The following is a 26,639-nucleotide window of genomic DNA, read 5'->3' as shown; positions in this document are numbered from 1 at the left end:
TTATTACCAAAAATTAAGTAAAATACTATTATGAAAGATAAGAGGATATTATACGTATCATCTGAAGTCGTGCCTTATTTGGCTGAAAATGAGGTTTCTTTAATGTCTTATGACGTTCCTAAAATGATTAATGATCAGGGAGGTCAGATAAGAATTTTCATGCCAAGATATGGAAATATCAACGAAAGAAGACATCAATTACACGAAGTGATCAGGCTTTCAGGGATGAATTTGGTAGTGAATGATTTAGATATGCCATTGATTATCAAAGTAGCTTCAATTCCGAAAGAAAGAATTCAGGTTTACTTTATTGATAATGATGAATATTTTAAACGTAAAGCCACTTTTGCAGACGAAGAAGGGGTTTTATATCCAGACAACGACGAGCGTGCGATATTTTTTGCAAAGGGAGTTGTTGAAACTGTAAAAAAATTAAATTGGGTTCCGGATATTATCCATGTTCATGGATGGTTGGCTGCGATGCTTCCAATTTATATGAAACACTACTATAAAAATGAGGCTTTATTTAACGATACAAAAATCGTTACCTCAGTTTATGGTCAGTCTTTTGATGAAAATTTAGATTTAGAAATGATAAACAAAGTTAAATTTGATGGTGTTCCGCACGAATCAATTTCTGATCTTGAAATCCCAAATTACGAAAATGTCTTAAAGGCCAGCATATTGCATTCTGATGCTGTCATTATTGCGTCAGAAAATGTTTCTCCAAGTTTAACAAAATTTATAGAATCTTCAGGAAAACCTTTTTTACCTTTCGCCGCGAAAGATGCATTCGCTGAAGCGTATACAAATTTCTATAAAACTATGGGTCTTTAAATTTTAACTATTAATACGAATATGTACAATACTTCTTTTATTAAGAAAATTCTATTAGCTGCAACAGTTGTTTTTTTATATTCTTGCGACAAAGATTTTAATGCGATTGGTGATGATTTAATTGGTGATGATCATTTTGGATTAGAATCTGAAAAATATGATGTTATAGCTTATAATCAAGAAGTAACTCCAATACAATCAAATTCTTTAGCAATTAATGCTTTAGGGATTTATGATAATCCGGTTTTTGGTACCACTACTGCAAATTATAATACGCAGGTAGGACTTGCTGCTTATGGAGTAGCAGTTGGAGATGCACCTGTAATTGATAGCGTAACTGTTAATATACCTTATTTTAGTCACGTTACAGGTATTGATGCTGATACTGGAAGGAATAAGTATGAACTTGATTCTATTTATGGAAGTACAGGCGGTTTTTTAAAATTGGGAGTTTATGAGTCTAAATATCTAATGAGAAGTTCTTATTATGATAATGGCAATCAATTAGCACAGCTTTATTATAATGATCAAAATAGCGATTTTGATACTAATAAAGGAACCTTATTGAATGATGATGCTAACGAATTTCAAAATAATAAATTCTATTTTAGTTCTAAGGAAACTACAGAGGTAACAAAAGATAAAGATGGTAAAGATGTTAAAACGTATACATCGCCAGCGATGCGCTTAAAATTAAATAAGGCATTTTTCCAAACTAAGATTTTAAACGCTGCAAAAGAAAAGCTTTCTGCTGCTGATGTGTTTCAGGAATATTTTAGAGGTTTGTATTTTAAGGTTGAAAGAGTTAGCGGCAGTCCAAGTAATATGGCATTAATGGATTTTTCTAAAGGAAAAATTACAGTCTATTACAAAGCAAAAACTGATATTACAACCGATGCTGATGACGTAAAAGAAGACAGAACTTTAGTGATAAACTTAACCGGAAGTAATGTTAATCTTTTTCAGGATGTTAAAGATGCCACGTATCAAAATGCGATAAGCAGCCGTAATATGACTACGGGTGATGACAGACTTTATTTAAAAGGTGGTCAGGGATCTTTAGCAATTATAGAACTTAAAGATTTTGGCTCTAAAATCAAAGAAATTAAGGAAAATGGATGGCTGGTAAATGAAGCTAATCTTGTCTTTACTATTGATGCTGCAAAAATGGCAGTTAAAAAGACTGATAATCTGGAAGCTCAGGAACCTAAAAGGGTATATTTATATGACTTTACAAATAATACACCAATTTTAGATTATAGTGCAGATGGAAGTTCAAGTATAACAAATGACCCGAGAATGTCAAAAGTTATTTATGGAGGAATAATTAATGTTGATGCAACTACAAAAAGAGGAACTACTTATAAAATTAGGATAACAAACCATATTCGTAATATTATAAAGAATGCAACTGCAGCCAATGTTAAATTAGGATTAGTTGTTATCGATGATATAAGTGCTGTAACATCAAACAAATTGAAAAATAGAATTCTATTGAACGCAAGTACAAATGAATATTTTTCAGAAGCACCAAGAGCATCAGTTATGAATCCGTTAGGTACGATATTATATGGTAATAATATACCTGCCGGTAATGCGGATTATGATAAAAGATTGAGGCTTGAGGTTTACTACACGAAACCAAATAAATAAGTAATATATGTGTGGAATTGTTGGATATATCGGCCATAGAGAGGCCTATCCTATTGTTATCAAGGGCTTAAAGCGGCTTGAGTACAGAGGATATGATAGTGCCGGCGTTATGTTGTATGATGACGAATCAGGTATAAAAGTTTGTAAAACAAAAGGTAAAGTTTCAGATCTTGAGGCTAAAGCTAATGAAGGTTTTACAATAAATGGAAATATTGGAATTGGACACACACGCTGGGCTACCCACGGTGTACCAAATGACGTGAACTCGCATCCTCATGTTTCTAATTCTGGAGATTTAGTAATTATCCACAATGGAATTATTGAGAATTATGCACCGCTTAAAGAAGAGTTAATTAAGCGTGGATACACTTTTAAATCTGATACGGATACTGAGGTTTTAGTAAACCTGATTGAAGAAGTTCAGAAAAATGAAAAAATTAAACTTGGTAAAGCAGTTCAAATTGCGTTAAACCAAGTTGTAGGAGCTTATGCAATTGCTGTTTTTGATAAAAAAAATCCAAACGAAATTGTTGCAGCAAGATTAGGTAGTCCACTGGCAATTGGAGTAGGTGAAGGAGAATTCTTTATTGCTTCAGATGCTTCTCCGTTTATTGAGTATACTGCAAATGCGGTATATTTAGAAGATGGTGAAATGGCTAATATCAGACTGCACAAACCTCTTAAAGTAAGAAAAATTAAAGATGACTCTTTAGTAGATCCTTATATTCAGGAACTTCAATTGAATTTAGAGCAGATTGAAAAAGGAGGTTATGATCATTTCATGCTAAAGGAAATCTACGAACAGCCAAGTGTAATTAAAGATACTTACAGAGGAAGACTTCATGCTAATGAAGGAATTGTTCAAATGGCTGGTGTTGAAGATAATCTGGAGAAATTCTTAAATGCTAAGCGAATTTTAATTGTTGCTTGTGGAACTTCATGGCATGCAGGTTTAGTTGCTGAGTATATCTTTGAAGAATTTACACGTATTCCGGTTGAAGTAGAATACGCTTCTGAATTTAGATACAGAAACCCAATTATAAATAAAGATGACGTTGTAATCGCTATTTCTCAATCTGGAGAAACGGCCGATACTATGGCGGCTATTAAACTGGCTAAAGAAAACGGTGCTTTTGTGTTTGGTGTTTGTAATGTTGTAGGTTCATCTATTTCAAGAGAAAGCCATGCAGGTGCTTACACGCACGCAGGGCCAGAAATTGGAGTAGCTTCTACAAAAGCCTTTACAACTCAAATCACAGTTCTTACCATGATTGCTTTACGATTAGGAAAAGCAAAAGGAACTTTGTCAAATCCTGATTTCCATGCCTACTTACAAGAATTAGAGTTAATTCCTGAAAAAGTAGCTGAAGCTTTAGAAACAAACGACAGAGCAAAAGAAATTGCTGCTAAATTTAAAGATGCTCCAAACTGTCTTTATTTAGGTAGAGGGTATAATTTCCCGGTAGCATTAGAAGGAGCTTTAAAACTTAAAGAGATTTCTTATATTCATGCAGAAGGTTATCCTGCTGCCGAAATGAAACACGGACCAATTGCTTTAATTGATGAGCAAATGCCGGTTATTGTAATTGCACCTAAACAAGGTCACTATGATAAAATTGTAAGTAACATCCAGGAGATTAAATCCAGAAGCGGTAAAATCATTGCCGTTGTTACAAAAGGAGATACACAAGTTCGTGAATTAGCTGATTATGTAATCGAAATTCCAGAAACTTCGGATGCATTATCACCGCTTATTACCACAATTCCGTTACAATTGCTTTCTTACTATATTGCAGTTATGAGAGGATGTAATGTTGATCAGCCGCGTAACTTAGCAAAATCAGTTACGGTGGAATAAATATTTTTTAAAATACAAATAATGTTAAAAAAGCGAGATTATGTCTCGCTTTTTTTATGTCTAAAACTTTTTTATTAACATAAATTTGTAGGATTTAAAATATAAAACTATGTTTGTAGGAAATATTTTAAATTTTATTATTTATGCGCCTAACTCTACTTTTTATTCTATTTTATTTTTGCTCTTCTACAAATGCACAAACCAAACTAACTTTTAGTTATGATGGTGCCGGAAATCAAACAAACAGATCGTTATGCATCAATTGTTTATCAAAATCTGTACAGCAGGTTAAAGAAATTGAAGCTGTAGTCGAAAATGATTTAGAAAAATTCTTTCCAGAAGATGTGATCTCCTATTATCCAAATCCTGTAAAAAAACAATTGTACCTGCAATGGCAGCTGGCTCAGGATAATTATGTGACTTCTGTTCATGTGTATTCTATAACAGGACAGGTTTTACAAACATATCAGGCAAATAGCAGTTTGAACAATTTAAATATTCCTTTTCAGCAGTATCCTACAGGTATTTATCTGGTGCTGCTTTCTTATAAAGATGGGGGAGAAAAATCTATTAAAATCATTAAACAATAATTTGCTATGAAGAAGTTTTATTTTACTCTTTTATTTTTAATAATTGGTTTAATTTCTTTCGGACAATCAACAGAAGTTGGTGTTACTGAGGGAGAATTGTCTGTTTCGCTGACTGGTGCTGCAAATTATAAAATTCCTATTGCAGTGCCTCCTGGAATTAATGGAATTGTACCACAAATAAGTTTGGCTTATAATAGCCAAGGAGGTCTTGGATTAGCAGGCTTTGGATGGAATATAATAGGTATTTCAGCAATAACTAGGTTGCCTTCTACAATGTATCATGACGGCATTATTGATCCTGTTGATTTTAATGATTTAGATCGTTTTGCATTAGACGATAAACGTTTAATTTTAAAAAGCAGTGAGAAATTTGATGTAGGTGCTACTAAAAGAGTTTATGAAACAGAAATATTTTCAAATTTAAAAATCACACATTATAAAGGAGATATACAAGATACCAGATATCTTGACATAGTTTTTATACCTATTGACTACTTTATTGTAGAATATCCTGACGGTTCTACGGCAAAGTATGAAAATCATGGTTCTGCTATTGACTGGACTATTAGTTATTGGGAAAACCCACAAGGAGTTTTTATAAGTTATGAATATAATTCAGAATATTCAGGACCATATAGTCCAACTAGCAATTCATCAATTGAGAAAATTAAATACGGCTCTTTAAAATCGTCAAGTACTCAGATAAATGAAGTACAATTTTTGTATAAACCACATTATACAAACCCACAAGTATATGTAGGAGGTAAAAGTTTTATTCGTAATAAAATACTTAGTGCTATAAATATTAAAAGCAATAATATTGGTTTTAGAAGTTATACATTAACACATGATGCTTCATCGTTAAGGTACCCTAGACTTAAAAATATTGTTGAAACAAGTGGAGATGTAACTAAGAGCTATAATCCCACAACTTTTACGTATGAAGAAAACCAGCCGGGATTAGTATCTCCCACAATGGAACTTAGCGGTACAAGTAATGCCATTGATGGATATTCTTATACAGAAGTAACTACAGGAGATTTTGATGGAGATGGCGATCTTGAATTTATCCAATCAAGTGATCAGGGTTTATCTTTTCATAAGATATTGGATAATAATGAAGTTGTAGACTTAGCGAGAATAAATACTGGATATCGCTATTCTAAATTTTTTGCAATAAGTTCTTTAGATAAAGATTTAAAACTTTCAAATAAACAAAATCTTTGCATATTTGGTCAAGCTGGATTTACTAACAATAATACCTATAGAATTTATTCTTATAATACAGCAAAAAAAACTTTAGAGTTAGATTATGAAAAATTAGTACCAAATTCATTGACTTCTCCCTATGGAATGGGAGATTTTGATGGTGATGGTCTTACGGAATTGATTGGTTTTAACGAATCAAAAGATGGAGATAACGTCGAATTAATTAATCTTGATCGTCATAAAACGGATAATTTTATTAATAAAGCAGGGATTATTGATTTAGGCACTGTAAGATATGGAGATATAAATGGAGACGGTAAAACAGATTTAATTGTTTTTAGAGGAGCTCCAAGTAATGATATAACAGTATATACATTAAAAAACAATGTATTCACAAAATTGTTTAGAACCAAACAAAATATGCCTGGAAACATTGGTGAAATGAAATGGGGCAGACGGGAAGTATTTCCTATAGTGATGGGAGATTTTAATGGAGATGGAAAAACAGATATTTTCCTTGTGGATTTAAAGAAAATTTTACTGGCAACAGGAGGTGATTTTTTTGTTGAAGAGTCTATTTTAGCTTACAATCCTCAAGATTATGAAAATTTTGTTCCTGAGTTAATATTTGCGTTTGACTATAATAATGATGGAACAACGGATATTTTAAGTATAAAACCAACAGCAAAGGGATATCTTAACCGCAGTTCAGTTATTGATGTAAATGTATTTTATAGAACGAATAGTTGGTTTAATGCTCATTTTAATATACAATCGGATCAAGCTTTTGGACTTAAAATAGTTCCGCTGTTTACGAGAAAAAATAAAACTAATCCATCTAAAATGGATTTAGCTTTATTGAGTCAATTTGGGGTTTCTTTTTTTTCCAATAATAGTTATATGGAAGATCAAAATTTAATAAAATCGGTTACTTCAGGAAATGGTGTAAAAGAAACTATTACCTATAGTTCATTAAAGGAGGGAAATGGAGTTTACTTTGCAGGAAGTTCTCAACTTTATCCCAATTTAGATATGAAATTTAGTTCAGGATTTAAGGTTGTTTCAAAATTAGAAAAGCAAAGTGCAACAGAATATAAAAAGAGATTATTTCAATATTATGGCGCAGTAGTAAATCTAGAAGGATTGGGTTTTTTAGGTTTTGGAAGTGCGGTACAAACAAATTGGCATAATGATACATCTCCCATTATATCTTATATTTCTAAAAACGATTTATCATTGAGATGTGCAAATATTGAAAATTATACCGTTTTAGGTTTGCATGAACCATTATTTCAATCTGCAAACTTAATCCCATCAATAATCATTAAAAAAGACAACTATATAATAACTGGAAAAGAGAACCTTACTGCCACAGAGAGTATTACTTTAAAATCTGGAAGCTGGATTAAATCTGGAAGTACTTTTTCTGCTAAAATAAGTAAGGATGCGAATAAATCTATTAATGAACCAACTTCATTTATCACAAAATCGATATTAGCTTATGAAAGCGAATTATCTCCAAGTAAAGTTTTCAAAGTTAAAAATATTTCAAATAAACAATTTGATGGACTTGAAAATACAAGCAGCGAAACGAAGATAGATTATGACAATTATAATAATCCAACAAAAATTACAGCCGAGGTTAAAGAAGGAAACACAGCCAGACAAACAAGTATCACTGATTTTACATATCAAAATCAAACGTCACCTGTCTATGTTATTGGCAGGCCATTATCTAAGATACAGAATGTGACGTTGGGTAATGAGAAAATGAGAAAGGAGGAAGCGTATGAATATAATTCAAAGCAATTGCTTTCTCAGATTAAAAAGAAAGGGGATGCAGCGACAAATTATATTACCGAGGGACGTCTATATGATAATTTTGGAAATATCATAAAAAAAACTTTAAAAGCAGGTCAAGATACAAGAGAATTCAATTATGAGTATGATGCTTCCGGACGATTTTTGATTAAAAATACGGATGCAGAAAAATTAGTTACCTCTTATTTGTACAATACTAATGGAACGCTAAAATCAGTGACTAATCCTTTGCTTCAAACGACATCTTATGAATATGATTCTTGGTTTAAAAAAACAAAAGAAACAAATTATTTAGGAAATGCAAATGATTATAAGTATATAAATAATAATAGCTTTACAATTATTACCAAAGCTTTTGCTGACGGAAATGTTTCAGAAGAAACGTTTGATGATCTAGGACGAAAAGTAAAATTAGGCTCAAGAAATATTATGGGAACTTTTACATATGTTTCTTATTTATATGACATACAAGATCGAAATTATAAAGTAAGCGAACCTTATATTGGCGCAGCTTTATCGCAATGGAATGAAACAAAATATGATGATTATGGAAGGATAACAAGTCAGAATGCTTATACCGGAAAAAAAATAAGTATAGATTATAGCATACCCCTTAGCACAAAGATTAATGACGGAACAATAACGAAAATCTATAAAAAAGATGCATTAGGTAATGTGTTGTCGGTTTTAGACAAACCATCAAACGAAATTAAATATACTTATTATGCTAACGGAGATTTAAAAGAATCTGATTATGGCGGCATCAAAACAAAAATTTTGCAAGATGGATGGGGAAGGAAAGTAGAACTTCAAGATCCTTCGGCCGGAGTTTTTAAATATAAGTATAATGATTTTGGTGAGCTTATAAATGAGGAAAATAAAAACGGAACAACAACTTATAAGTTAAGCGCTGCCGGAAGGTTAGAGGAAAAAATAATTAAAGGATTTTATACAGATTCTAAAACAACATATCGTTATGACGATATAAATAAGCTGTTGCTTACTACTATATTTGAAGATTTTTCTAATGGTGCTAATACGATTACGACTAGTTATATTTATAATAATAAAAAGCAAATAAGTGACAAGACAGAAACAACACCTTATGCAGTCTTTACTAAAAATTTTAGCTATGATGCTGTTGGGCGCTTGGCAACAGAAAATTTTATGGCAAAAGTATTAAGATCAGGAAAATCAAGTGCAAAAAAAATTAATTATAGTTATAAAAACGGAAGTCAATACCAAATAACAGATGAATTGAATGCAATATTATGGCAGACTAATACTATAAATGCAAGAGGGCAGCTTTTAACGGCTCAAAATGGCCCGTTGACGATTACCAATAGTTACGATAATGGATATAATTTGCAAAATAAATTTGATAAAACAGCTTCTTCAACAAATATTATGTCTTTAAATACAAGTTTTAATACTCAAACAGGTAATTTAAGCAATCGCAGTAATACTTTACTTGCATGGAACGAAAGCTTTAAATATGATGTTTTAGACAGATTAGAAGAATATACCAATATCAAAGGAGTTCTGGAAACACAGAAATATGATGACAAAGGGAGAATTACTCAAAACAGTTTAGGAACGTACGATTACGTGAAAGATAATCCATATCAAAATGCTTCAATAACGGTAAGTCCAGAGGCATTGACTTATTATACAGCAAAACCATCTCAAATTATAAACTATAATGTATTCAAAAGTCCGGTCTTAATTGATGAAAAGAACATAGACAAAGTAAGTTTCGACTATAACGCTGGTAATAGCCGTACTGCAATGTTTTATGGGGATTTGCAAGACGAAAAAATAAAAAGGCCTTATCGCAAATATTATGCGGAAGATGGTACTATGGAAATTAAAGAAAATATACAAACCGGAGTTACAGATTTTGTTACCTATATTGGAGGAGATGGTTACACAGCCCCTGTAGTATTTAAAAGTGACGGGGCAAACAGCCTGAAATATCTATATTTACAAAGAGATTATCAGGGGTCTATTGTTGGTATAACAGATCAGACTGGAACAGTTGTAGAAAAAAGAATTTTTGATGCCTGGGGCAATATTGCCAAAGTACAGGATGGTAACGGAAATACATTGGCGGGATTATCTGTTTTAGATCGAGGTTATACAGGACATGAACATTTGCAGAGCATTGGTATTATTAATATGAACGGACGATTATACGATCCAAAGTTGCATCGTTTTCTGCAGCCTGACAATAATATTCAGGATCCTTTTAATACTCAGAATTATAACCGATATGGCTATGTAATGAACAACCCATTACGATATAATGACCCAAGTGGCGAAATTTTGAATATAATTTTTGGTTATGCTTTTGCTGCTTATGTAACGGGAGCTTATGCAAGTGGAGGAGAATTAAACCCAGCAAAATGGAGTTCTAATTCCTGGACAAGTTTATTTTTTGGTGCAGCCTCTAGTGCTGCCTCTTCTTACACAAGTTCAGTTGCTAATAATTATTTGGATAATTACAATAATAAACCTGCTTTAGGAGCGAGTGCAATTGGACCAGTATATGATGATGTTCATCCATTTGTAGAAAACAATAAACTTAGTTTTTGGGAATTTTTCAGCAGTGTTAAGTTTGATAATGTTGAAAATAGAAATGAAGTGTCATCTTTAGTGAGTAATGCGACATTTACTGGTATTGGTTATGGATTGAATAAATTTGAGAAAAGTGTTGAAGAATTAGAGGATTTAAGGAACTTCAAAATTCAGGACTACCACCCAACTAAAAATGGAATTACTGGTAAAACTTATATAGAAGGAGCTAGAAACGGTACTAATAATTTGAAATATCTTGGTAACGGAATTAAATATACGGGATATGTAGTTTCTGCCTACAGTTTGTATATGTCTGGTAATGATTATGTTGACGGAAAGATACCCGGATCCGTTTTTTTGATGGATATTGGAATGACAGGTGTTTCTTATACGGGGCCGTATGGGGCGGGAATTTCGGCTTTTTATTTTATGGGTGTTCGTAGTACACCAGATTATTTCAGTCATAGAGCAATAAATTATAAAGAGCTTCAAAAGATGCAAATTGATAATACACGTGTAAAATATTAATAATAAAAAATATGTTAAGACTGCTAGAGCTTAGTTTTATTTTCTTTTCGAAAATATATGTTTTCTTTTATAAGGATAAGGGGAATTATTGGAGGATTTTTCCAGCAATAATCATGTCAACTATTTTTATGATTAATGTTGAAGTCATTCTTCTTCAGTTTTTTTCTGTAAGATCTTTTTTTATTTTTTTTATTCTTTTTGTTTCTCCACTATTAATAATTAATTTTTTAATCAGAAAAAGAACCTATGGTTGGGTAGTTGAATACCCAATTTCAAAAAAACAAAGAGTTATTATTGCAATATTGTTGTTTATTGATTTTGTTTTAGTTGGGATATTATTTAATGTAGCCCGTAATAACAATTTAGGCATACATTGAGATAATAATTAAGGCGTTAGAACTTGTTCTCACCAGCTGCCGCACGAATCGCTATGATCTCAGTTTCCGGAGGTAAATTTTGGAGTGGTTTTGCTTCTGGTGCAATAAGTAGTATTGCAGCAAGTGCGTGGAGCGGTGGAGGATCAACAAGTAATTATCATGGAGCAGGTAATTTCGCTAAATCTGGAGTTGGTATGATTAGTTTTGGTACTGTATCTGGTGGCGTTGGTGCACAATTAACTGGGGGTAACTTTTGGCAGGGAGCTGTTACAGGACTTGTTGTTAGCGGATTGAATCATTATGCACATAAAATACAGGAAAGGTTAACATTACTACAGTATCTCAAAGAGACTCAAATAGATCCTAAATCTATACCTGAAAAAAGTATAAACTCAATAAATTACCTGAAAAATAATATTAAACAGCTTTTAAAATTATATACAGCAAGCCAGGTAAATAGTTTTACAGTAGATCCTCAGGAATATGGTGCCAGAGGACAACTCGCAACTACTTATAGTGACAACTCAATAACTTTTTATGGATCTTCTTTTAAAGACAATTTTACGTTAGCTTATACTATGTTTCATGAAGGTGCTCATGCCTATTTTAATTTGATAGGACTCTCTGCACAATGGAAAAATGATTATGGGAGTGATGTAGCAAAAGTTATAAATGAATATAATGCTCATAGAATGATGTATGAATTAGATCAAGATCATTTTTCTTTATATTTTTTTGATTATAATGATAGTATGAATGCTAATTCTTATGGAAACGGAAATATGAATCATTGGCAAAGTGTAATGAATATATTTAAATAATTATGAAAAAAATTGTGTTTGCTTTTTTAGTCTTAACATCTATGGGTTGTTTTGCCCAAAAAAAAGGGGCTGTGAAATTGGAGATTTTAGATCAAAATTTGTATTACTATGACTATACGGAAATAGATTCAAACCCAAAGTTATCTGAGTTAAGAAATTGGAAATTAAAAGACAGTATAGTTAATTTTTCCAAAAACATCATAACTTATAAGATTACTAACAATTCAAATAACAAATATTTTTTTGTAATGAATGATGACAATTTTACTGATATTAACAATGTAGACTATAAAACTATGAGTAATAAAGATTATCAAACTAAAGTGCAGATGGCAATAATAAATTCAAATAAAAAAAATATTAGTCCATCCTTAAAAGGAGAATATATCACTTTAAGAAATCCGGATAATGTTTATTGCCTGCTTATTAGAGATAGTTTGGAAAATGCTAATTATGTAAATAAAAATTACAATAGATATTATAAAAATATTAAGAAATATGGATTTGTACTATATCCAAAAGAGTCTAAAACATTTAAAACTGTTGTGTATTTGCCGTTTTCATCAAGGAATAGAGATAATTTTGAGTATTGGGATTATTTTTATCCAAATGTAAGTTTTGAAGATCAGTATTATTTTCAATTGATATTTAAAAACAATATTGGTTATATAAATAGCTATATGCCAAATGAAAATTATAAAGAATTATTAAACAATGGTATCAAAATTTATGATGGTGAATTAAAATCAAATGTAATTCCTTTAAAACCCAAAACCCAATAATGATCAAAATTCTATTCCAGACATATATAAATGATTCTTACGTATTTTTAGGAACTAAATTCAGAAGTAGTGAGTTGTAATATTAAAAGTAAATACTACAGTTTTATTTCAAAATTTGTCTATTCTACAAAGAAATTATAGATTAAAATCTGGAGTTGGTATGATTAGTTTTGGTACTGTATCTGGTGGTGTTGGTGCACAATTAACCGGAGGTAACTTTTGGCAGGGAGCTGTTACAGGACTTGTTGTTTCAGGATTGAATCACGCGATGCATAAAATGGAGACTTTTGATGAATTTAAATATAAAAATAAAATTGATCAAGAAGTGGAAAAAGCATATTCAAATCCTGATGGTGTTGCTCCACCTAAAGATGCTACACTAGTTGATATGAAAAACAAATTACCAACTTTAAAACGTATATATCCAAAAACAGGGAATGCAAAAATGTATGCTCAGCCTGATTATGATTACGCACCTAGTGATGGTGTATCAGAAGCAAAAACATTTGCATACGACATAGATAATTATAAGGTTTCAACAATGACCTTCTTTAAAAGTTCTTTCAGTTCTTATAGGAATTTAGCTTATATGATGATTCATGAATTTGGACATGCAGTAAATAACTATAATATGAGTTATTATAATTATCGTCGTTCTCATACAGAAACAGAATCTAGTAAATGGAGCGAAAGGCAAGCTTTTAAATTTGCCTTTGACAATGGCGGTATTCCTTATAGAAATGATCCATGGTATTTAATGAATAAATAAAATTATTTTATGAAAATTATAAAAGCAACTTTCATTTTAACATTTTTGAGTTTTAAATTATTTGCTCAAATAGATTTTCCGCAAGATATTATTGTTAAAAATAGGATTGTTAAAGCTTCTAAATATTTAATTATCCCCAAATTGAATTCTGATTTTAATAAAAAATCAAAAGGATTAAAGTTAGAATCTGAAACTGTTTTTGATGATAAGGGGCATATTATTAGTGTTATTCATCCAAAAGGTGCTGTAGCATCGCATTCTGATGTAAAAGATATAAAACAATATTATTTCTATGATGATGAAAGGATCATAAGGATGTCTAGAATTGATTTTGATTCAACTTCAGTTGAATATTTATATTTTGATAAAAAAAATATTGTTTTTAAAATAAAGACTGATAATAAGAATCATAGAATTGGATTGGAGTTAACTTATAGCAATGCTAATAATGGAAAAGAAGAAAGGAAAATAGAAATTGATTTTCGTAATACAAGTTTTTTAAATAATTCAACATATTTGTATAAAACAAAGATTATCTATTCTAAAAATATTAAACAAATAAAAGTTAGTAGAAAATTGTTTGATATATCGCAAGAACAATTAAATATTTTGAAATCATCAAATGATATTGAAAGTATTGAAAATGAATTAAGAGAAATTGATGGTAGTAATTTTTTAGATGATATAAATTACGAGACACTTTTTGTCTATAATAAAGGAGGACAGCTAATGAAAGAAGTGTCAGAAGATAGAACCGTAGAATATATATATGATAAAAAAGGATTAGTAATGAGTTGTAATATTAAAAGTAAATATTACAGTTTTATTTCAAAATTTGTCTATTCTACAAAGAAATTATAGATTAAAATCTGGAGTTGGTATGATTAGTTTTGGTAATGTATCTGGTGGCGTTGGTGCACAATTAACTGGGGGTAACTTTTGGCAGGGAGCTGTTACAGGACTTGTTGTTAGCGGATTGAATCATTATGCGCATAAAATACAGGAAAACAGAATTAATTCAATAGCAGATGAATCTCTAATAAATAGTAATTATGATCCTGATAGAGATATCTCTCAAATGGACGAAATTAGTAGAGATTTATATGTAAAAAGAATGCGTACAAATGTGGATCTGGCAGATATTTTATATAATGATGCAGGTAATCCTAATATAAAATATGATTCGGCAATAACTGACTATGGGAAGTATATTAATAAAGAAGTTACTATTTACGCTAAAGCTTTTACTACAAACAGAGATTTATTTTTAACAATCATGCATGAAGGATTACATGCTTGGGATTATCATCATGGATTGATGTCTGCTTGGGGATCTAAATCAAGAGCAATAACTGAAACAAGAGCCTATGAAATGATGCACTATTTGGACAATAATGTTTTTAATAATGCTGATCATTCACATTTTTATAATTTATATAATAAAATGGCAAATCAATCGGGATTTAACAATTTTAGTATAAAAAACTACCCTATATTTTTTAATAATATTCAAAGATAATAAAATGAAAAATAATATTCTGATGGTTCTATCATTGATTTTATTTGTTTCGTGTCAAGAAAACAAAATGGAACTAAAATTAATAAATAAGGAAATTATATGTAAGAGGTTTTCTGCAGATACGATGGAAGCCTTTTATAATTATCCTAAGTTTAATAGTGAAAATGAAAGATACATTTTTACTAATATTGTAAAGTTTGAATTATTTAATCAAACGGATAAAAAATATCTGTTTTTTATTAAAAGTTTAAACTTATATGATATATATAATCTAGATATAATTATTGAAGATGAAAGGGGCAATTTTATATATAAAAATGAACCTTTAATAGATCCTTCGTACAGTTGTAAATTGGGTAGTTTAATTGAACAGGATTTTTATATTCAAAGTAATAAAGAAGAATTATTGAAAAAAAATGGTTATAACATAAAAAGTGAAATTTTAAATTTTTATAATCAAGAGGCTATTATTTCTTCAAAAGAAAATTATCTTTTTCAAACATCCTTATCACTCCCATTTGTAGTTGAAGATAAAGAAGAAAATTTAAGAAGACCTATTTATTTTAAACTAAATCCTGAAAAAAAGTACACATTTCGTCTGAAGTACAAACTAAAAGATGACATTGAAAAAGTTATTCCAAAAGATATTTTGGCTAATTATAAGGAGAATAATATTGAGATTTTTAAGGGAGAAATTGAAACTCAAAAAATACCAATTGTTTTTAAGTAAGATGTATAAAAGTTCAAACCAATCACTAATTATATATTTACAAATATACTAGCTGATCTTCCCCCCTGCTACCGCACGAATCCTTTCGTATGTTTGGTAATTAAAGTTCGATTTTCTATATCAATAAAAATGCTTGGTTAAATAATTTTGCCTTCAATTTTATATTAACAAGATTTAACTTAAAAAAAACGTTTGTAAATAATAAAATTTAAATATGAAAAAAGTAATGTTTATTGCAGTAATGTTTTTTAATGCATTTGCTTACAGTCAAACTTTTGACGGGAATTTAGGTTCTAACAGTTTAAGATGGGCAACAGAACAAAAAGATTTTAATGCATTACCAAGAGTTGGGATTAATTCAATGTCTTTAAAACTTTGGGATAATTATGGAGGAGCTGGTGCACCATCTACTTATGGATCTTTGTTAGAAATTTATGGAAAATATGCACATTCAATTTCTCAACTATATTTTAAAAGTACTTGGGAAGGTGATAAAATGATGTTCAGGAGTGCCTTCTATAATCAAAACTCTTGGGGCGAATGGCGGACTTTATTAGACTCCAAAAGTGACATTGAATCGTCTGGAAGTTTAAAAATAAAAGGACTAGGAAATAGCTACATTACTACTGGTAATTTTGGTATTGGCACCGCAACACCATCTGCCAGTCTTGAAGTACTAACCCCTTCAGTTGCAGGTTCTGAAGCATTGTTAAAATTTAGTATAAGTGATGCCTCACAAGATTATTTAAGAATTGTAAACGCAACTGGGGATGATCAAAAGTTTATACCTCTTTTACAAGGTTATCATGTAACTGACAATAGAGCTGCACTTTATTTAACAGGGATGATTGAATCTATAAATGACAGTGGTGAAAATCCCATTATGGTTTTTGATTCCAGACGTAATGGGTCTGTTGTAAGTGCTAGACCTTTATTTTCATGGGATTCTTACGGTATAAGAAAGATGATCTTAACCTCAAATGGAAGTTTAGGAATAGGAACTTCAACAACAGGAACTCATAAACTTGCAGTTGAAGGTTCAATAGGAGCGAGAGAAGTAAAAGTACAGGCAACAGGCTGGGCAGATTTTGTATTTAAAAAAGAATATAACCTGCCATCACTTGAAGAAGTTGAGACACATATAAAAGAAAAAGGTCATTTAGAAAATATTCCAAATGAAGAAGAAGTTTTAAAAGACGGAATTAGTCTGGGTGCAATGAATGCTAAATTGCTTCAAAAAATTGAAGAATTAACGTTGTATGTTATTGAACAAAATAAACAAATTAAAAACCTGCAGAATTCTTTAGAAATAATAAAGAAAGATAATTGTAAATAAAATATATGAAAAGTAAATTAACGATTGTAATGTTATTAGTTTCTATATCGTTTGTAAAGGCACAAATTTACACACCAAGTGGTATAGTTCAAGGATCATCGGGAAATAATAATATAGGAATTGGAACTTCAAATCCAAACTCTATGTTAACATTAGGAGGATCTAGTCCTTTGTTTCTCAATCGCGGAGCCAGTAGCTCCACACCCTTTTTAGCTGTTTTGAATTCAGTAATTCCAACGGATGCCAAATATGGCTGGGCATTTTATGATAATTCTACAAATGGTAATTTGGATATTTTTAGAAGAAACGGAACTTCTCAAGGAATACAATTTATGAGTTTTAATAGAAATACCGGAGACGTTGCTATTGGAGAAAGTACTCCTCTGTTTTTGAATCATGGAGCTAGTAGTTCTACGCCTTTTTTGGCCGTTTTGAATTCAGTAATTCCTACTAGTGCTAACTATGGCTGGGCATTTTATGACAATCCGATAAATGGGAATTTAGATATTTTTAGAAGAAATGGAACCGTTCAAGGGTTGCAATTTATGAGTTTTGACAGAAATACTGGTGATGTTTCTATTGGTACAAGCAATTCAAATGGAAATAAGCTCGCTGTAAAAGGTACTATTGGTTGTGAAGAAGTTGTAGTGAAATCAGGGAGTAGCTGGAATTGGCCAGATTATGTCTTTGCAAAAGATTACAAATTAAAATCCTTGAAGGAAGTTAAAGAGTATATTGAGCAAAATAATCATTTGCCAGAAATTCCCTCAGCCCAGGAAATAGAAAAGAACGGTTTTATGCTGGCAGAAATGAACGCTAAATTACTTCAAAAAATTGAAGAACTTACATTGTATGTTATTGAGCAAAACAAACAAATTACTAATTTGCAAAACCGATTAGATAAAGTAGAATCAAATTCCAATTAGATTAAGGAAATACAAACAATGTTAAAAAAGCAAGATTTAGGTCTCGCTTTTTTATTTGTCAAATTTTTTTTCTTGACCCTGTATTTTTAGTAAATCCGCAATTTTTCTTTCAAATTTTATATGTATGCATAGTATTAAGGTTTTTCTTGGTTTCATAATTGATTTTTATCTAATAAAAGCTATTATGAAATAGTTAAAATAGTTTAAAATTTTGTGCTGAATATGAATTTTTTTTAACGTTTTTTTATTAATATTAAAAATATTTGTATTTTGGCTATTAAAACTAATAAGAACTAACCAAAAACTAACCCTAATGAGAGTCTACTTGCTAATTATGTTGTTTTTCAGCGGAATATCCTTTGCGCAGAATACAATTACAGGTTCTGTTACTGACAGTAACAAACAATCTATTCCCGGTGCCAATGTTGTTGTACTTGGAGGCAGCGGAGGTGTATCCACTGATTTTGATGGAACATTTAAATTAACCACAAGTGCAAAATTGCCTTTTTCGATAAAAGTATCGGCGGTAGGTTTTGAAGCTCAAACAATCAGCGTTTCATCTGTAAACCAAAGAATAAATGTGGTTTTAAAAGATGAGGAAACTAAACTAGACGAGATAGTGGTTTCTGCTTCCAGAACTCCTGAAAGAGTTATTGAGTCCCCAGTTACTATTGAAAGAATGGGTATTCAGGAAATTAAGAATACAACAGCTCCTAGTTTTTATGACGGATTAGAAAATTTAAAAGAAGTGCATTTCAATACGAGCAGTATTTCTTTTAAATCAATCAATACCCGTGGTTTTGCTACAGTTGCCAATACCAGATTTATGCAATTGGTAGACGGAATGGATAACTCTTCGCCAGCCTTAAACTTTGTGTTAGGAAACTTAATTGGTGTTTCTGATATTGATGTGGCAAGCGTTGAGCTTTTGCCTGGAGCATCTTCTGCTCTTTATGGAGCAAATGCCTTCAACGGAATTATGTTTATGAACAGTAAAAGCCCTTTTACAAATGAAGGAATTAGTGTTTACTATAAATATGGAAAAACCAGTCAGGATATAGCAGGAACAAATGACTATAATGATTTCGGAATTAGAGCAGCAAAAGCATTCACAAAGCATTTTGCTATGAAAGCTAATTTTACTTATATGACTGCTACGGAATGGATTGCCGGAGATAAAAGAAGTATGACGCCAGGAGGTGACAGCCATGCAGTAAATCAAAATTATGATGGATTAAATATCTATGGTGACGAGGTTACTACTTTTGTTCCAAATGTTGGTCAGGTAAGTAGAACCGGATATCGCGAACAAGATTTGACAGATAATAAAGTTAAAAGTATGAAAGCTGACTTTAGTGCTCATATCAAACCTTGGGCTGACGATACAGAATTTATACTGCAATATAAAATAGGTACAGGAAGTACTATTTACCAAGGAGCAAACAGATATGCTTTAAAAGATTTCTTAATGCAGCAAGGTAAATTTGAAGTAAAAGGAAAAAACTTTTTTGGTAGAGTATATTTTACAAGTGAAGATGCTGGAGATTCTTATGACATGAGATTTGCAGCATGGAACGTTAACAGAGCTGCGAAATCAGATACAGAATGGTTTACAAATTACGCAACAGCTTACCAATATGCTGGTGCAGTTATGGGAACAGATGCAAATCAATCTGCTGCAATAGCGAGAAATTTTGCTGATTACAATGTGCTTCCGGCTGCTATATCATTTATTCCTGCTCCAACAGGCTCTCCTAGATTTGAGCCAGGGTCTGCGAAATTTAATAGTGCTTTGGCAACAGTGGTTTCAAATCCTGATTTAACACAAGGAGCTAAATTTATCGATCATTCAAAATTATATCATTCAGATGTGAATTATAATTTTAGAGATATCATCAAATGGGCAGAAGTTCAGGTTGGAGGTTCTTGGAGAGAATACATAATGAACTCTGAAGGAACAATCTTTACAGATTACGACGGACCAATCTCTTACAGAGAATACGGTGCATATGCGCAATTACAGAAAAAATTCCTTGATGACAGATTGAAATTTACAGGATCGTTACGTTATGATAAAAGTCAAAACTTTGACGGAAATGTTTCCCCTAGAGTTTCGTTTGTATATTCTGCAGGAGCATCAAAAAGACATAACTTCAGATTGTCTTATCAAACAGGTTTCCGTAACCCAACAACACAAGATCAATATATTGGTTTAGATTTAGGGCCATTTGCATTGATTGGTTCAGCAGCAGAAAATTTAGATCGTTTTCAGGAAACTGTAAATGTAAGCGCGGCAGGACAAACAATCGCTGGTCAGCCGGCAACTATTGGAATGTCTGGTCAAAATGCATATCGTAATGCTTATACTGTAGCATCTGTTCAGGCATTTGGTGCATCAGGAAATGTAGCCGATCTTCAGGTAGCTAATATAGGATTGGTGAAACCGGAACAAGTACAAGCTTTTGAAGCAGGATACCGTACAGTAGTTCAAAATGATTTATCAATTGATATTAATGGATATTACAATATTTATAATGATTTCATGAATACGGCGAGAGTTATTTCTCCGTATTACGGAACCGTAGGAACACCGCTAAGCTATCAAGCATTAGCTTTTGGAGACAGAAGAGTTTATCAGGTTTATACAAATACGACAGCAGAGATTTCTTCTTTAGGATTTGGAGTTGGTTTGTCTAAAAAAATATACAAAGATTTTGAATTAGGAGTTAATTATAACTATGCTCAATTTAACTTTAAGCAGCAAGATGACCCTGATTTCGTTGCAGGATTTAATACTCCAAAACACAGAATTAAAGCTTCATTAGGAAATGCGAAAGTGATTAAAAATTTAGGATTCAATGTAAATGTTAGATGGAATACAGAATATTTATGGGAATCTTCTTTTGGAGATGGAATAATTCCGGAAAATACTGTTCTTGATGCCCAGATAAACTATGCAATACCAAAACTAAAATCGGTTATAAAAGTTGGTGCAACAAATCTTTTCGGATCAGATTATCTTCAGGTAATTGGAGCGGGAATGATAGGTCAGCAATGGTTTGCTTCGTGGACAATTAATCCTTAAATGATATAATTATTTGTGTGAAATTGATTTGGCTTCCCTGGAGCGGTTCAATGAAAATGAAGAGGTAATAATTTAAAAAGTACTAACATGAAAAAAAATATAAAATGGCTATTATTGGTTTCTTTAACCTTTATGGCGGCTTGTAATAGTGATGATGATAATAATACTGTCGAAGAAGTTCCGGTAACTCCCGGTTCGGCAGTTTTTACAAAATATGTTGCCCTTGGAGATTCTTTTGCGGCTGGTTACAGTGATAACGCTCTTTTCAAAAAAGGACAAGAAGGAGCTTATACTAATATTTTAGCGCAGCAATTTGTGGCTGCTGGCGGTGGAGCTTTTACAACTCCATATATGAATGATAATCTTGGTGGTTTATTGTTAGGAGGAAATGTAGTTGCCGCAACCCGATTATATTTTAATGGACAAGCTCCGGTAAATGTGGCGGGAAAACCAACAACAGAAATAACAGCACATCTTACAGGTTCATTTAATAATATGGGAGTTCCGGGTGCAAAAAGTTTTCACTTAGTTGCACCAGGATACGGAAATGTTGCAGGTGTAGCTACAGGAGCAGCGAATCCTTATTTTGCAAGATTTGCAAGTACACCTTCAACAACAGTTTTGGCTGATGCAGCAACACAAGCGCCAACATTTTTCTCTTTATTTATTGGAGGAAATGATGTTTTAAGTTATGCAATTTCTGGTGGAGTTGGAAAAGATCAAAAAGGAAACCTAAATCCTGCTACGTATGGACCAAATGATATTACAGATCCAGCTGTTTTTGCAAATGTTTATACTGCATTGGCAACAACTCTAACAGCAAATGGAGCAAAAGGAGTAGTGGCAAATCTTCCATATATTACAGCTTTGCCTTATTTTACAACAGTACCTTATAATCCGCTTACGGCAAAATCTCTTGGAGGAAATAATGAAGCAGTAGGTAAAGCAACAATTAAAGCGTTAAACACACAATTATACGGGCCTTTAAAACAAGTATTAACAGCTTTTCAGGCAGGTGATAGAATTAATTTATTATCTGAAACGGCTGCAAATCCAGTATTAATAAAAGACGAGTCACTTCCTAATTTGTCTGCTCAATTAACAGCAGCATTTACGCCTTCTTTAGGGGCACAGACTGCAGCTTTTTATGGAGCAGTTTTCGGACAGGCAAGACAAGCAAAAGCTACAGATTTAGTGGTACTACCAACAAGAACAGATATTGGTGCCGCTCCTAAAGCTTCAGATTCTGGACTTGGGATTGCACCGCCTGCGCCATTAGATAAATTTGGAGTAACCTTTCCTTTACAGGACAAACATGTTTTAATCCCAACAGAAATTGCAGAAATTAAAACAGCAACAGATGCTTATAATGTAACTATCGATGCGGTTGCTAAAGAAAAAGGTTTGGCTTTCGTTGATACAAGAGCTTTGTTGACTCAACTGGCAAGCGGCGGATATAGATTTGGAAATTATACAATGTCGTCAACTTATGTAACTGGTGGTGCTTTTTCTTTAGATGGAATTCACCCAAGCGGAAGAGGATATGGTTTGATTGCTAATATTTTTGTTGATGCAATAAACGCTAAGTATGGTTCTACACTTCGTCATGTTGATTTGGCTTTATACCCAATTCAATACCCGGCGTCATTATAATATACCATTTTTTTAATTAAGAAAGCCACTCGTTTTATAAAATGTAGTGGCTTTTTTATTTCGTTAAAAAATGATATAAACGACAGTTTAAAAGTCTGTTTTTATGAATCAAACAAAATCGTGCTATTTTTTATGAAAAAAAAATTGATTTTATATTTTAAAAAATTATCTTTGCGCTCTGAAAAAAGAGGTATTTTCGATAAACCTAAATAGCTATTTAATAAATACATAAGTAATGTCAAAAGTAATAGGAAAAGTTGCTCAAATCATTGGACCAGTAGTAGACGTAGTTTTCAACGGTAAAGATGTTGAACTTCCAAAAATTTATGATTCGTTAGAAGTCACTAAAAAAGATGGAACTTTATTAGTTCTAGAAGTACAATCTCACATTGGAGAAAACACTGTTCGTACAATCTCTATGGACTCTACAGACGGTTTGTCAAGAGGATATGAGGTAGTTGGAACTGGTAATCCAATCCAAATGCCAATCGGTCCAGACGTATATGGACGTTTATTCAATGTAATTGGAGATGCAATTGATGGTTTAGGAAACTTGCCAAAAACAGGAGAAAACGGTTTGTCTATTCACAGACAAGCTCCTAAATTTGAAGATTTATCAACTTCATCAGAAGTTTTATTCACAGGTATTAAAGTAATCGATTTGATCGAGCCTTATGCAAAAGGAGGTAAAATTGGATTGTTTGGTGGTGCTGGTGTTGGTAAAACAGTATTGATTCAGGAGTTGATCAACAATATCGCAAAAGGTCACGGTGGACTTTCAGTATTCGCAGGAGTAGGAGAAAGAACACGTGAAGGAAATGACTTGCTTCGTGAGATGTTAGAGTCAGGAATTATTAAATACGGTGATGATTTCATGCACTCTATGGAAAATGGAGGATGGGATTTATCTAAAGTAGATATGCCAGGAATGAGAGAGTCTAAAGCTACTTTCGTTTTCGGACAAATGAATGAGCCACCTGGAGCTCGTGCACGTGTGGCACTTTCAGGATTATCTATCGCTGAATATTTCCGTGATGGAGCAGGAACAGATCAAGGTAAAGATGTATTATTCTTCGTTGATAACATCTTCCGTTTTACACAAGCAGGTTCTGAGGTATCAGCACTTTTAGGCCGTATGCCTTCTGCAGTAGGATACCAACCAACTTTGGCAACAGAGATGGGAGCTATGCAAGAGCGTATTACATCTACAAACAAAGGATCTATTACATCTGTACAAGCGGTTTACGTTCCTGCGGATGACTTAACTGACCCGGCGCCGGCTACAACTTTCGCCCACTTAGATGCTACAACAGTATTGTCTCGTAAAATTGCTGAGTTAGGTATTTATCCAGCGGTTGACCCGTTAGATTCTACTTCAAGAATTTTAACTCCTCAAATTTTAGGAAACGAGCACTACGACTGTGCACAAAGAGTTAAAGAAATTCTACAAAAATACAAACAACTTCAAGATATTATCGCGATCTTAGGTATGGAAGAATTATCTGAAGAAGATAAACTTTCTGTATCAAGAGCTCGTCGTGTACAACGTTTCTTGTCTCAGCCGTTCCACGTAGCAGAGCAATTTACAGGTATCCCTGGAGTTTTAGTTGATATTAAAGATACTATCAAAGGTTTCAACATGATTATCGATGGTGAATTAGATCACCTTCCAGAAGCAGCTTTCAACTTAAAAGGATCTATTCAGGATGCTATTGAGGCTGGAGAAAAAATGTTAGCAGAAGCATAATCAAGCATAGCTTGATAAACATCAAAAAATAAAAATTCCAAATTCCAAAATTGGGATTTGGAATTTTATAATTTGGAATTTAAAAAAAAGTTATGATTTTAGAAATAGTATCACCAGAAGCAAAATTATTTTCAGGACAAGTAACTTCGGTTACACTTCCGGGAGTTGATGGAAGCTTTCAGATTTTGAATAATCACGCTCCTATTGTTTCTATTCTAGAAAAAGGAACTATTAAAATTGCAGCGGCAAGCTTTGATTTTTCTAAAGAGGTAGCAAATAAATTTACGAAAGTGAATGACCAAACCTATACACTAGATATTACGTCAGGAACAATCGAAATGAAAGATAACAAGATAATTGTTTTAGTAGACTAACAACAATTTCGAAATAATCTTAAAAGCCATTCACATAGTGAGTGGCTTTTTTTATTTTTGAAACATGGAAAATGAAGAAATAGAAAAATTAGTTTATACTTCAAAAAGGCCTTTTTGGCACTTTATATTAGCGACGCCCCTTTATATTTTTACTGTTATAATGGCACTTAAGATGATTGAACTTTTTTATTCGGGTAGTGGTATAAATGGTTTAAAGTTTTTTGTAGCTGTTTTTTTTATGTTTGTTTGCGCTGTAGGTTTAACTTTTAAAAAAAGTGTCTATACAAATGCTGAAAACAAATCGGCTCGTTTCAATTTTACATTATTTGGAATTCCCTTATGTAAAGACACTATTTTTAAGGAAGTGCAATATGTGTCTGTTTATAAAAATTATTCAGATAGGGATTTTGAGGTTCAAATTTGGTTATCAGAAAACAAGAAAAAATCGGTTTCTGTCCATTTTAATGTTCAATCAGCACATAATTTGGCATTTAAAATTGCAAATGGACTACAAGTTAATTTACTCGATGCGACAGAAAAAGGTAAATTTAAATGGATCGAAAAAGAAAATCTTAAATGATTATATAAATTAAACAAACAATGTTGTTTGGTTTTTTATACCATGCTTTAAAAATATTTTTTATTTTTGAAGTATTAAAATCTCTTTATAAAATATTGATTCAATTATAAAAGCTCAGTAAGCTTTTATGTTTTCGTTTTATCGACCTGATAAAGCGCAAATTATTTATGTCAAATTTTATAAAGGATACCTATGATAAATATATCAAAAGTCGCTGTTCTGGGCGGCGGCGGAAGAACTGGAAAATATCTTGTAAACCAGTTATTAAAAGAAGGATTTAGTTTAAAACTGTTATTAAGAAATCCTGAAAATTTCGAAATTCAAAATCCTAAAATTGAAATCATTACGGGAGACGCGCTTGATTTTGAATCCATAAAATTATTGTTGAAAGATTGTCAGGCAGTAGTAAGTACAATTGGTCAGAGAAAAGACGAGCCTTTAGTTGCAAGTGAACTAACCAAGAATGTTTTAAAAGCAATGAATGAATATGGAATTAAACGTTATGTTCTTCTTGCGGGTCTTAATATCGATACGCCATTCGATAAAAAAAGTCCAAAAACTATTACGGCAACAGATTGGATGAAAACCAATTTTCCAGTAATTCAGGAAGATCGCCAAAAAGCGTATAATCTTTTAATCGAAAGTGAAGCAAACTGGACGCAGGTTCGTGTTCCTTTTATTGAATTCATAGATAATAGTTCTGATATAGCGGTTAATCTCGAAGATTGTTTAGGAGACAAAATCAGCGCGTTTGATATTGCTGAATTTATGGTTAAGGAAATAATTGAATCAAATTATAGCAGGCAATCGCCATTTATAAGCGCAATTTAGAATACAATAAAGAACAGCGGGAATATCAAAACCCGC

19 protein-coding genes are annotated in these 26,639 nt (G+C 32.0%); all 19 read left to right on the top strand.

The genetic code is table 11. From position 1 onward, the window contains the following. The first annotated feature begins 30 nt into the window (after positions 1–30). The 19 genes from NLJ00_RS04525 (at position 31) to NLJ00_RS04435 (ending at position 26,603) form a co-directional block, all read left to right on the top strand. Positions 31–837 (top strand): glycogen/starch synthase, encoded by an 807-nt coding sequence (locus NLJ00_RS04525; RefSeq protein ID WP_180856059.1) that lies wholly within the window; start codon positions 31–33, stop codon positions 835–837. Between the two features lie 21 nt (positions 838–858). Further along, positions 859–2,490, top strand: coding sequence for a DUF4270 domain-containing protein (locus tag NLJ00_RS04520; protein ID WP_256636386.1), 1,632 nt, complete (start codon positions 859–861; stop codon positions 2,488–2,490). A 7-nt stretch (positions 2,491–2,497) separates the two neighbouring features. Continuing rightward, positions 2,498–4,348 (top strand): glutamine--fructose-6-phosphate transaminase (isomerizing), encoded by a 1,851-nt coding sequence (gene glmS, locus NLJ00_RS04515; RefSeq protein WP_053474001.1) that lies wholly within the window; start codon positions 2,498–2,500, stop codon positions 4,346–4,348. Between the two features lie 143 nt (positions 4,349–4,491). After that, entirely contained in the window at positions 4,492–4,938 is a 447-nt protein-coding gene (locus NLJ00_RS04510) for a T9SS type A sorting domain-containing protein (protein WP_256636385.1), read from the top strand. Between the two features lie 6 nt (positions 4,939–4,944). Further along, complete coding sequence (locus tag NLJ00_RS04505) at positions 4,945–11,073, top strand: FG-GAP-like repeat-containing protein (RefSeq protein WP_256636384.1); 6,129 nt, start codon at positions 4,945–4,947, stop codon at positions 11,071–11,073. A gap of 430 nt (positions 11,074–11,503) precedes the next feature. Continuing rightward, positions 11,504–12,271 carry a hypothetical protein gene (locus NLJ00_RS04500; RefSeq protein ID WP_256636383.1) on the top strand — a complete coding sequence of 256 codons (768 nt, stop codon included), beginning with the start codon at positions 11,504–11,506 and terminating at the stop codon, positions 12,269–12,271. A gap of 2 nt (positions 12,272–12,273) precedes the next feature. Beyond that, positions 12,274–13,053, top strand: coding sequence for a hypothetical protein (locus NLJ00_RS04495; RefSeq protein ID WP_256636382.1), 780 nt, complete (start codon positions 12,274–12,276; stop codon positions 13,051–13,053). Positions 13,054–13,168: 115 nt separating this feature from the next. After that, positions 13,169–13,822 (top strand): hypothetical protein, encoded by a 654-nt coding sequence (locus tag NLJ00_RS04490; protein ID WP_256636381.1) that lies wholly within the window; start codon positions 13,169–13,171, stop codon positions 13,820–13,822. Positions 13,823–13,831: 9 nt separating this feature from the next. Further along, positions 13,832–14,683, top strand: coding sequence for a hypothetical protein (locus NLJ00_RS04485; protein ID WP_256636380.1), 852 nt, complete (start codon positions 13,832–13,834; stop codon positions 14,681–14,683). Beyond that, positions 14,658–15,341, top strand: a complete 684-nt coding sequence (locus NLJ00_RS04480; protein WP_256636379.1) for a hypothetical protein — start codon at positions 14,658–14,660, stop codon at positions 15,339–15,341. Before NLJ00_RS04485 ends, NLJ00_RS04480 begins: the two co-directional genes overlap by 26 nt. Before the next feature lie 4 nt (positions 15,342–15,345). Further along, positions 15,346–16,071, top strand: a complete 726-nt coding sequence (locus NLJ00_RS04475) for a hypothetical protein (protein ID WP_180856050.1) — start codon at positions 15,346–15,348, stop codon at positions 16,069–16,071. Between the two features lie 214 nt (positions 16,072–16,285). Then, the gene (locus tag NLJ00_RS04470) at positions 16,286–17,407 is read left to right on the top strand and encodes a hypothetical protein (protein WP_256636378.1); all 1,122 of its coding nucleotides are present in this window, start codon (positions 16,286–16,288) and stop codon (positions 17,405–17,407) included. A gap of 5 nt (positions 17,408–17,412) precedes the next feature. Next, positions 17,413–18,333 (top strand): hypothetical protein, encoded by a 921-nt coding sequence (locus NLJ00_RS04465; protein WP_073485776.1) that lies wholly within the window; start codon positions 17,413–17,415, stop codon positions 18,331–18,333. Positions 18,334–18,646: 313 nt separating this feature from the next. Further along, complete coding sequence (locus tag NLJ00_RS04460) at positions 18,647–21,418, top strand: carboxypeptidase-like regulatory domain-containing protein (RefSeq protein WP_256636377.1); 2,772 nt, start codon at positions 18,647–18,649, stop codon at positions 21,416–21,418. Between the two features lie 87 nt (positions 21,419–21,505). Further along, positions 21,506–23,071, top strand: coding sequence for an SGNH/GDSL hydrolase family protein (locus NLJ00_RS04455; RefSeq protein ID WP_053474003.1), 1,566 nt, complete (start codon positions 21,506–21,508; stop codon positions 23,069–23,071). A 235-nt stretch (positions 23,072–23,306) separates the two neighbouring features. Then, complete coding sequence (gene atpD, locus NLJ00_RS04450; RefSeq protein ID WP_026984148.1) at positions 23,307–24,818, top strand: F0F1 ATP synthase subunit beta; 1,512 nt, start codon at positions 23,307–23,309, stop codon at positions 24,816–24,818. Between the two features lie 92 nt (positions 24,819–24,910). Next, positions 24,911–25,192 carry a F0F1 ATP synthase subunit epsilon gene (locus tag NLJ00_RS04445; protein WP_053474004.1) on the top strand — a complete coding sequence of 94 codons (282 nt, stop codon included), beginning with the start codon at positions 24,911–24,913 and terminating at the stop codon, positions 25,190–25,192. Between the two features lie 64 nt (positions 25,193–25,256). After that, positions 25,257–25,772: a hypothetical protein gene (locus NLJ00_RS04440; RefSeq protein WP_256636376.1), complete on the top strand. Its 516-nt coding sequence runs from the start codon at positions 25,257–25,259 to the stop codon at positions 25,770–25,772. 192 nt (positions 25,773–25,964) lie between these two features. Then, positions 25,965–26,603 carry an NAD(P)-dependent oxidoreductase gene (locus NLJ00_RS04435; protein ID WP_256636375.1) on the top strand — a complete coding sequence of 213 codons (639 nt, stop codon included), beginning with the start codon at positions 25,965–25,967 and terminating at the stop codon, positions 26,601–26,603. Positions 26,604–26,639 lie beyond the last annotated feature (36 nt).

This window comes from Flavobacterium panici, from assembly GCF_024499525.1.
GTDB classification, from domain to species: domain Bacteria; phylum Bacteroidota; class Bacteroidia; order Flavobacteriales; family Flavobacteriaceae; genus Flavobacterium; species Flavobacterium panici.
This window is presented reverse-complemented; position numbering and strand designations above follow the sequence as displayed.

Bases quoted from the DNA above. Each gene is read 5' to 3' on its own strand.
- NLJ00_RS04525 (WP_180856059.1), top strand. From the start codon at position 31: ATGAAAGATAAGAGGATATTATACGTATCATCTGAAGTCGTGCCTTAT.
- NLJ00_RS04520 (WP_256636386.1), top strand. From the start codon at position 859: ATGTACAATACTTCTTTTATTAAGAAAATTCTATTAGCTGCAACAGTT.
- glmS (WP_053474001.1), top strand. From the start codon at position 2,498: ATGTGTGGAATTGTTGGATATATCGGCCATAGAGAGGCCTATCCTATT.
- NLJ00_RS04510 (WP_256636385.1), top strand. From the start codon at position 4,492: ATGCGCCTAACTCTACTTTTTATTCTATTTTATTTTTGCTCTTCTACA.
- NLJ00_RS04505 (WP_256636384.1), top strand. From the start codon at position 4,945: ATGAAGAAGTTTTATTTTACTCTTTTATTTTTAATAATTGGTTTAATT.
- NLJ00_RS04500 (WP_256636383.1), top strand. From the start codon at position 11,504: ATGATCTCAGTTTCCGGAGGTAAATTTTGGAGTGGTTTTGCTTCTGGT.
- NLJ00_RS04495 (WP_256636382.1), top strand. From the start codon at position 12,274: ATGAAAAAAATTGTGTTTGCTTTTTTAGTCTTAACATCTATGGGTTGT.
- NLJ00_RS04485 (WP_256636380.1), top strand. From the start codon at position 13,832: ATGAAAATTATAAAAGCAACTTTCATTTTAACATTTTTGAGTTTTAAA.
- NLJ00_RS04475 (WP_180856050.1), top strand. From the start codon at position 15,346: ATGAAAAATAATATTCTGATGGTTCTATCATTGATTTTATTTGTTTCG.
- NLJ00_RS04470 (WP_256636378.1), top strand. From the start codon at position 16,286: ATGAAAAAAGTAATGTTTATTGCAGTAATGTTTTTTAATGCATTTGCT.
- NLJ00_RS04465 (WP_073485776.1), top strand. From the start codon at position 17,413: ATGAAAAGTAAATTAACGATTGTAATGTTATTAGTTTCTATATCGTTT.
- NLJ00_RS04460 (WP_256636377.1), top strand. From the start codon at position 18,647: ATGAGAGTCTACTTGCTAATTATGTTGTTTTTCAGCGGAATATCCTTT.
- NLJ00_RS04455 (WP_053474003.1), top strand. From the start codon at position 21,506: ATGAAAAAAAATATAAAATGGCTATTATTGGTTTCTTTAACCTTTATG.
- atpD (WP_026984148.1), top strand. From the start codon at position 23,307: ATGTCAAAAGTAATAGGAAAAGTTGCTCAAATCATTGGACCAGTAGTA.
- NLJ00_RS04445 (WP_053474004.1), top strand. From the start codon at position 24,911: ATGATTTTAGAAATAGTATCACCAGAAGCAAAATTATTTTCAGGACAA.
- NLJ00_RS04440 (WP_256636376.1), top strand. From the start codon at position 25,257: ATGGAAAATGAAGAAATAGAAAAATTAGTTTATACTTCAAAAAGGCCT.
- NLJ00_RS04435 (WP_256636375.1), top strand. From the start codon at position 25,965: ATGATAAATATATCAAAAGTCGCTGTTCTGGGCGGCGGCGGAAGAACT.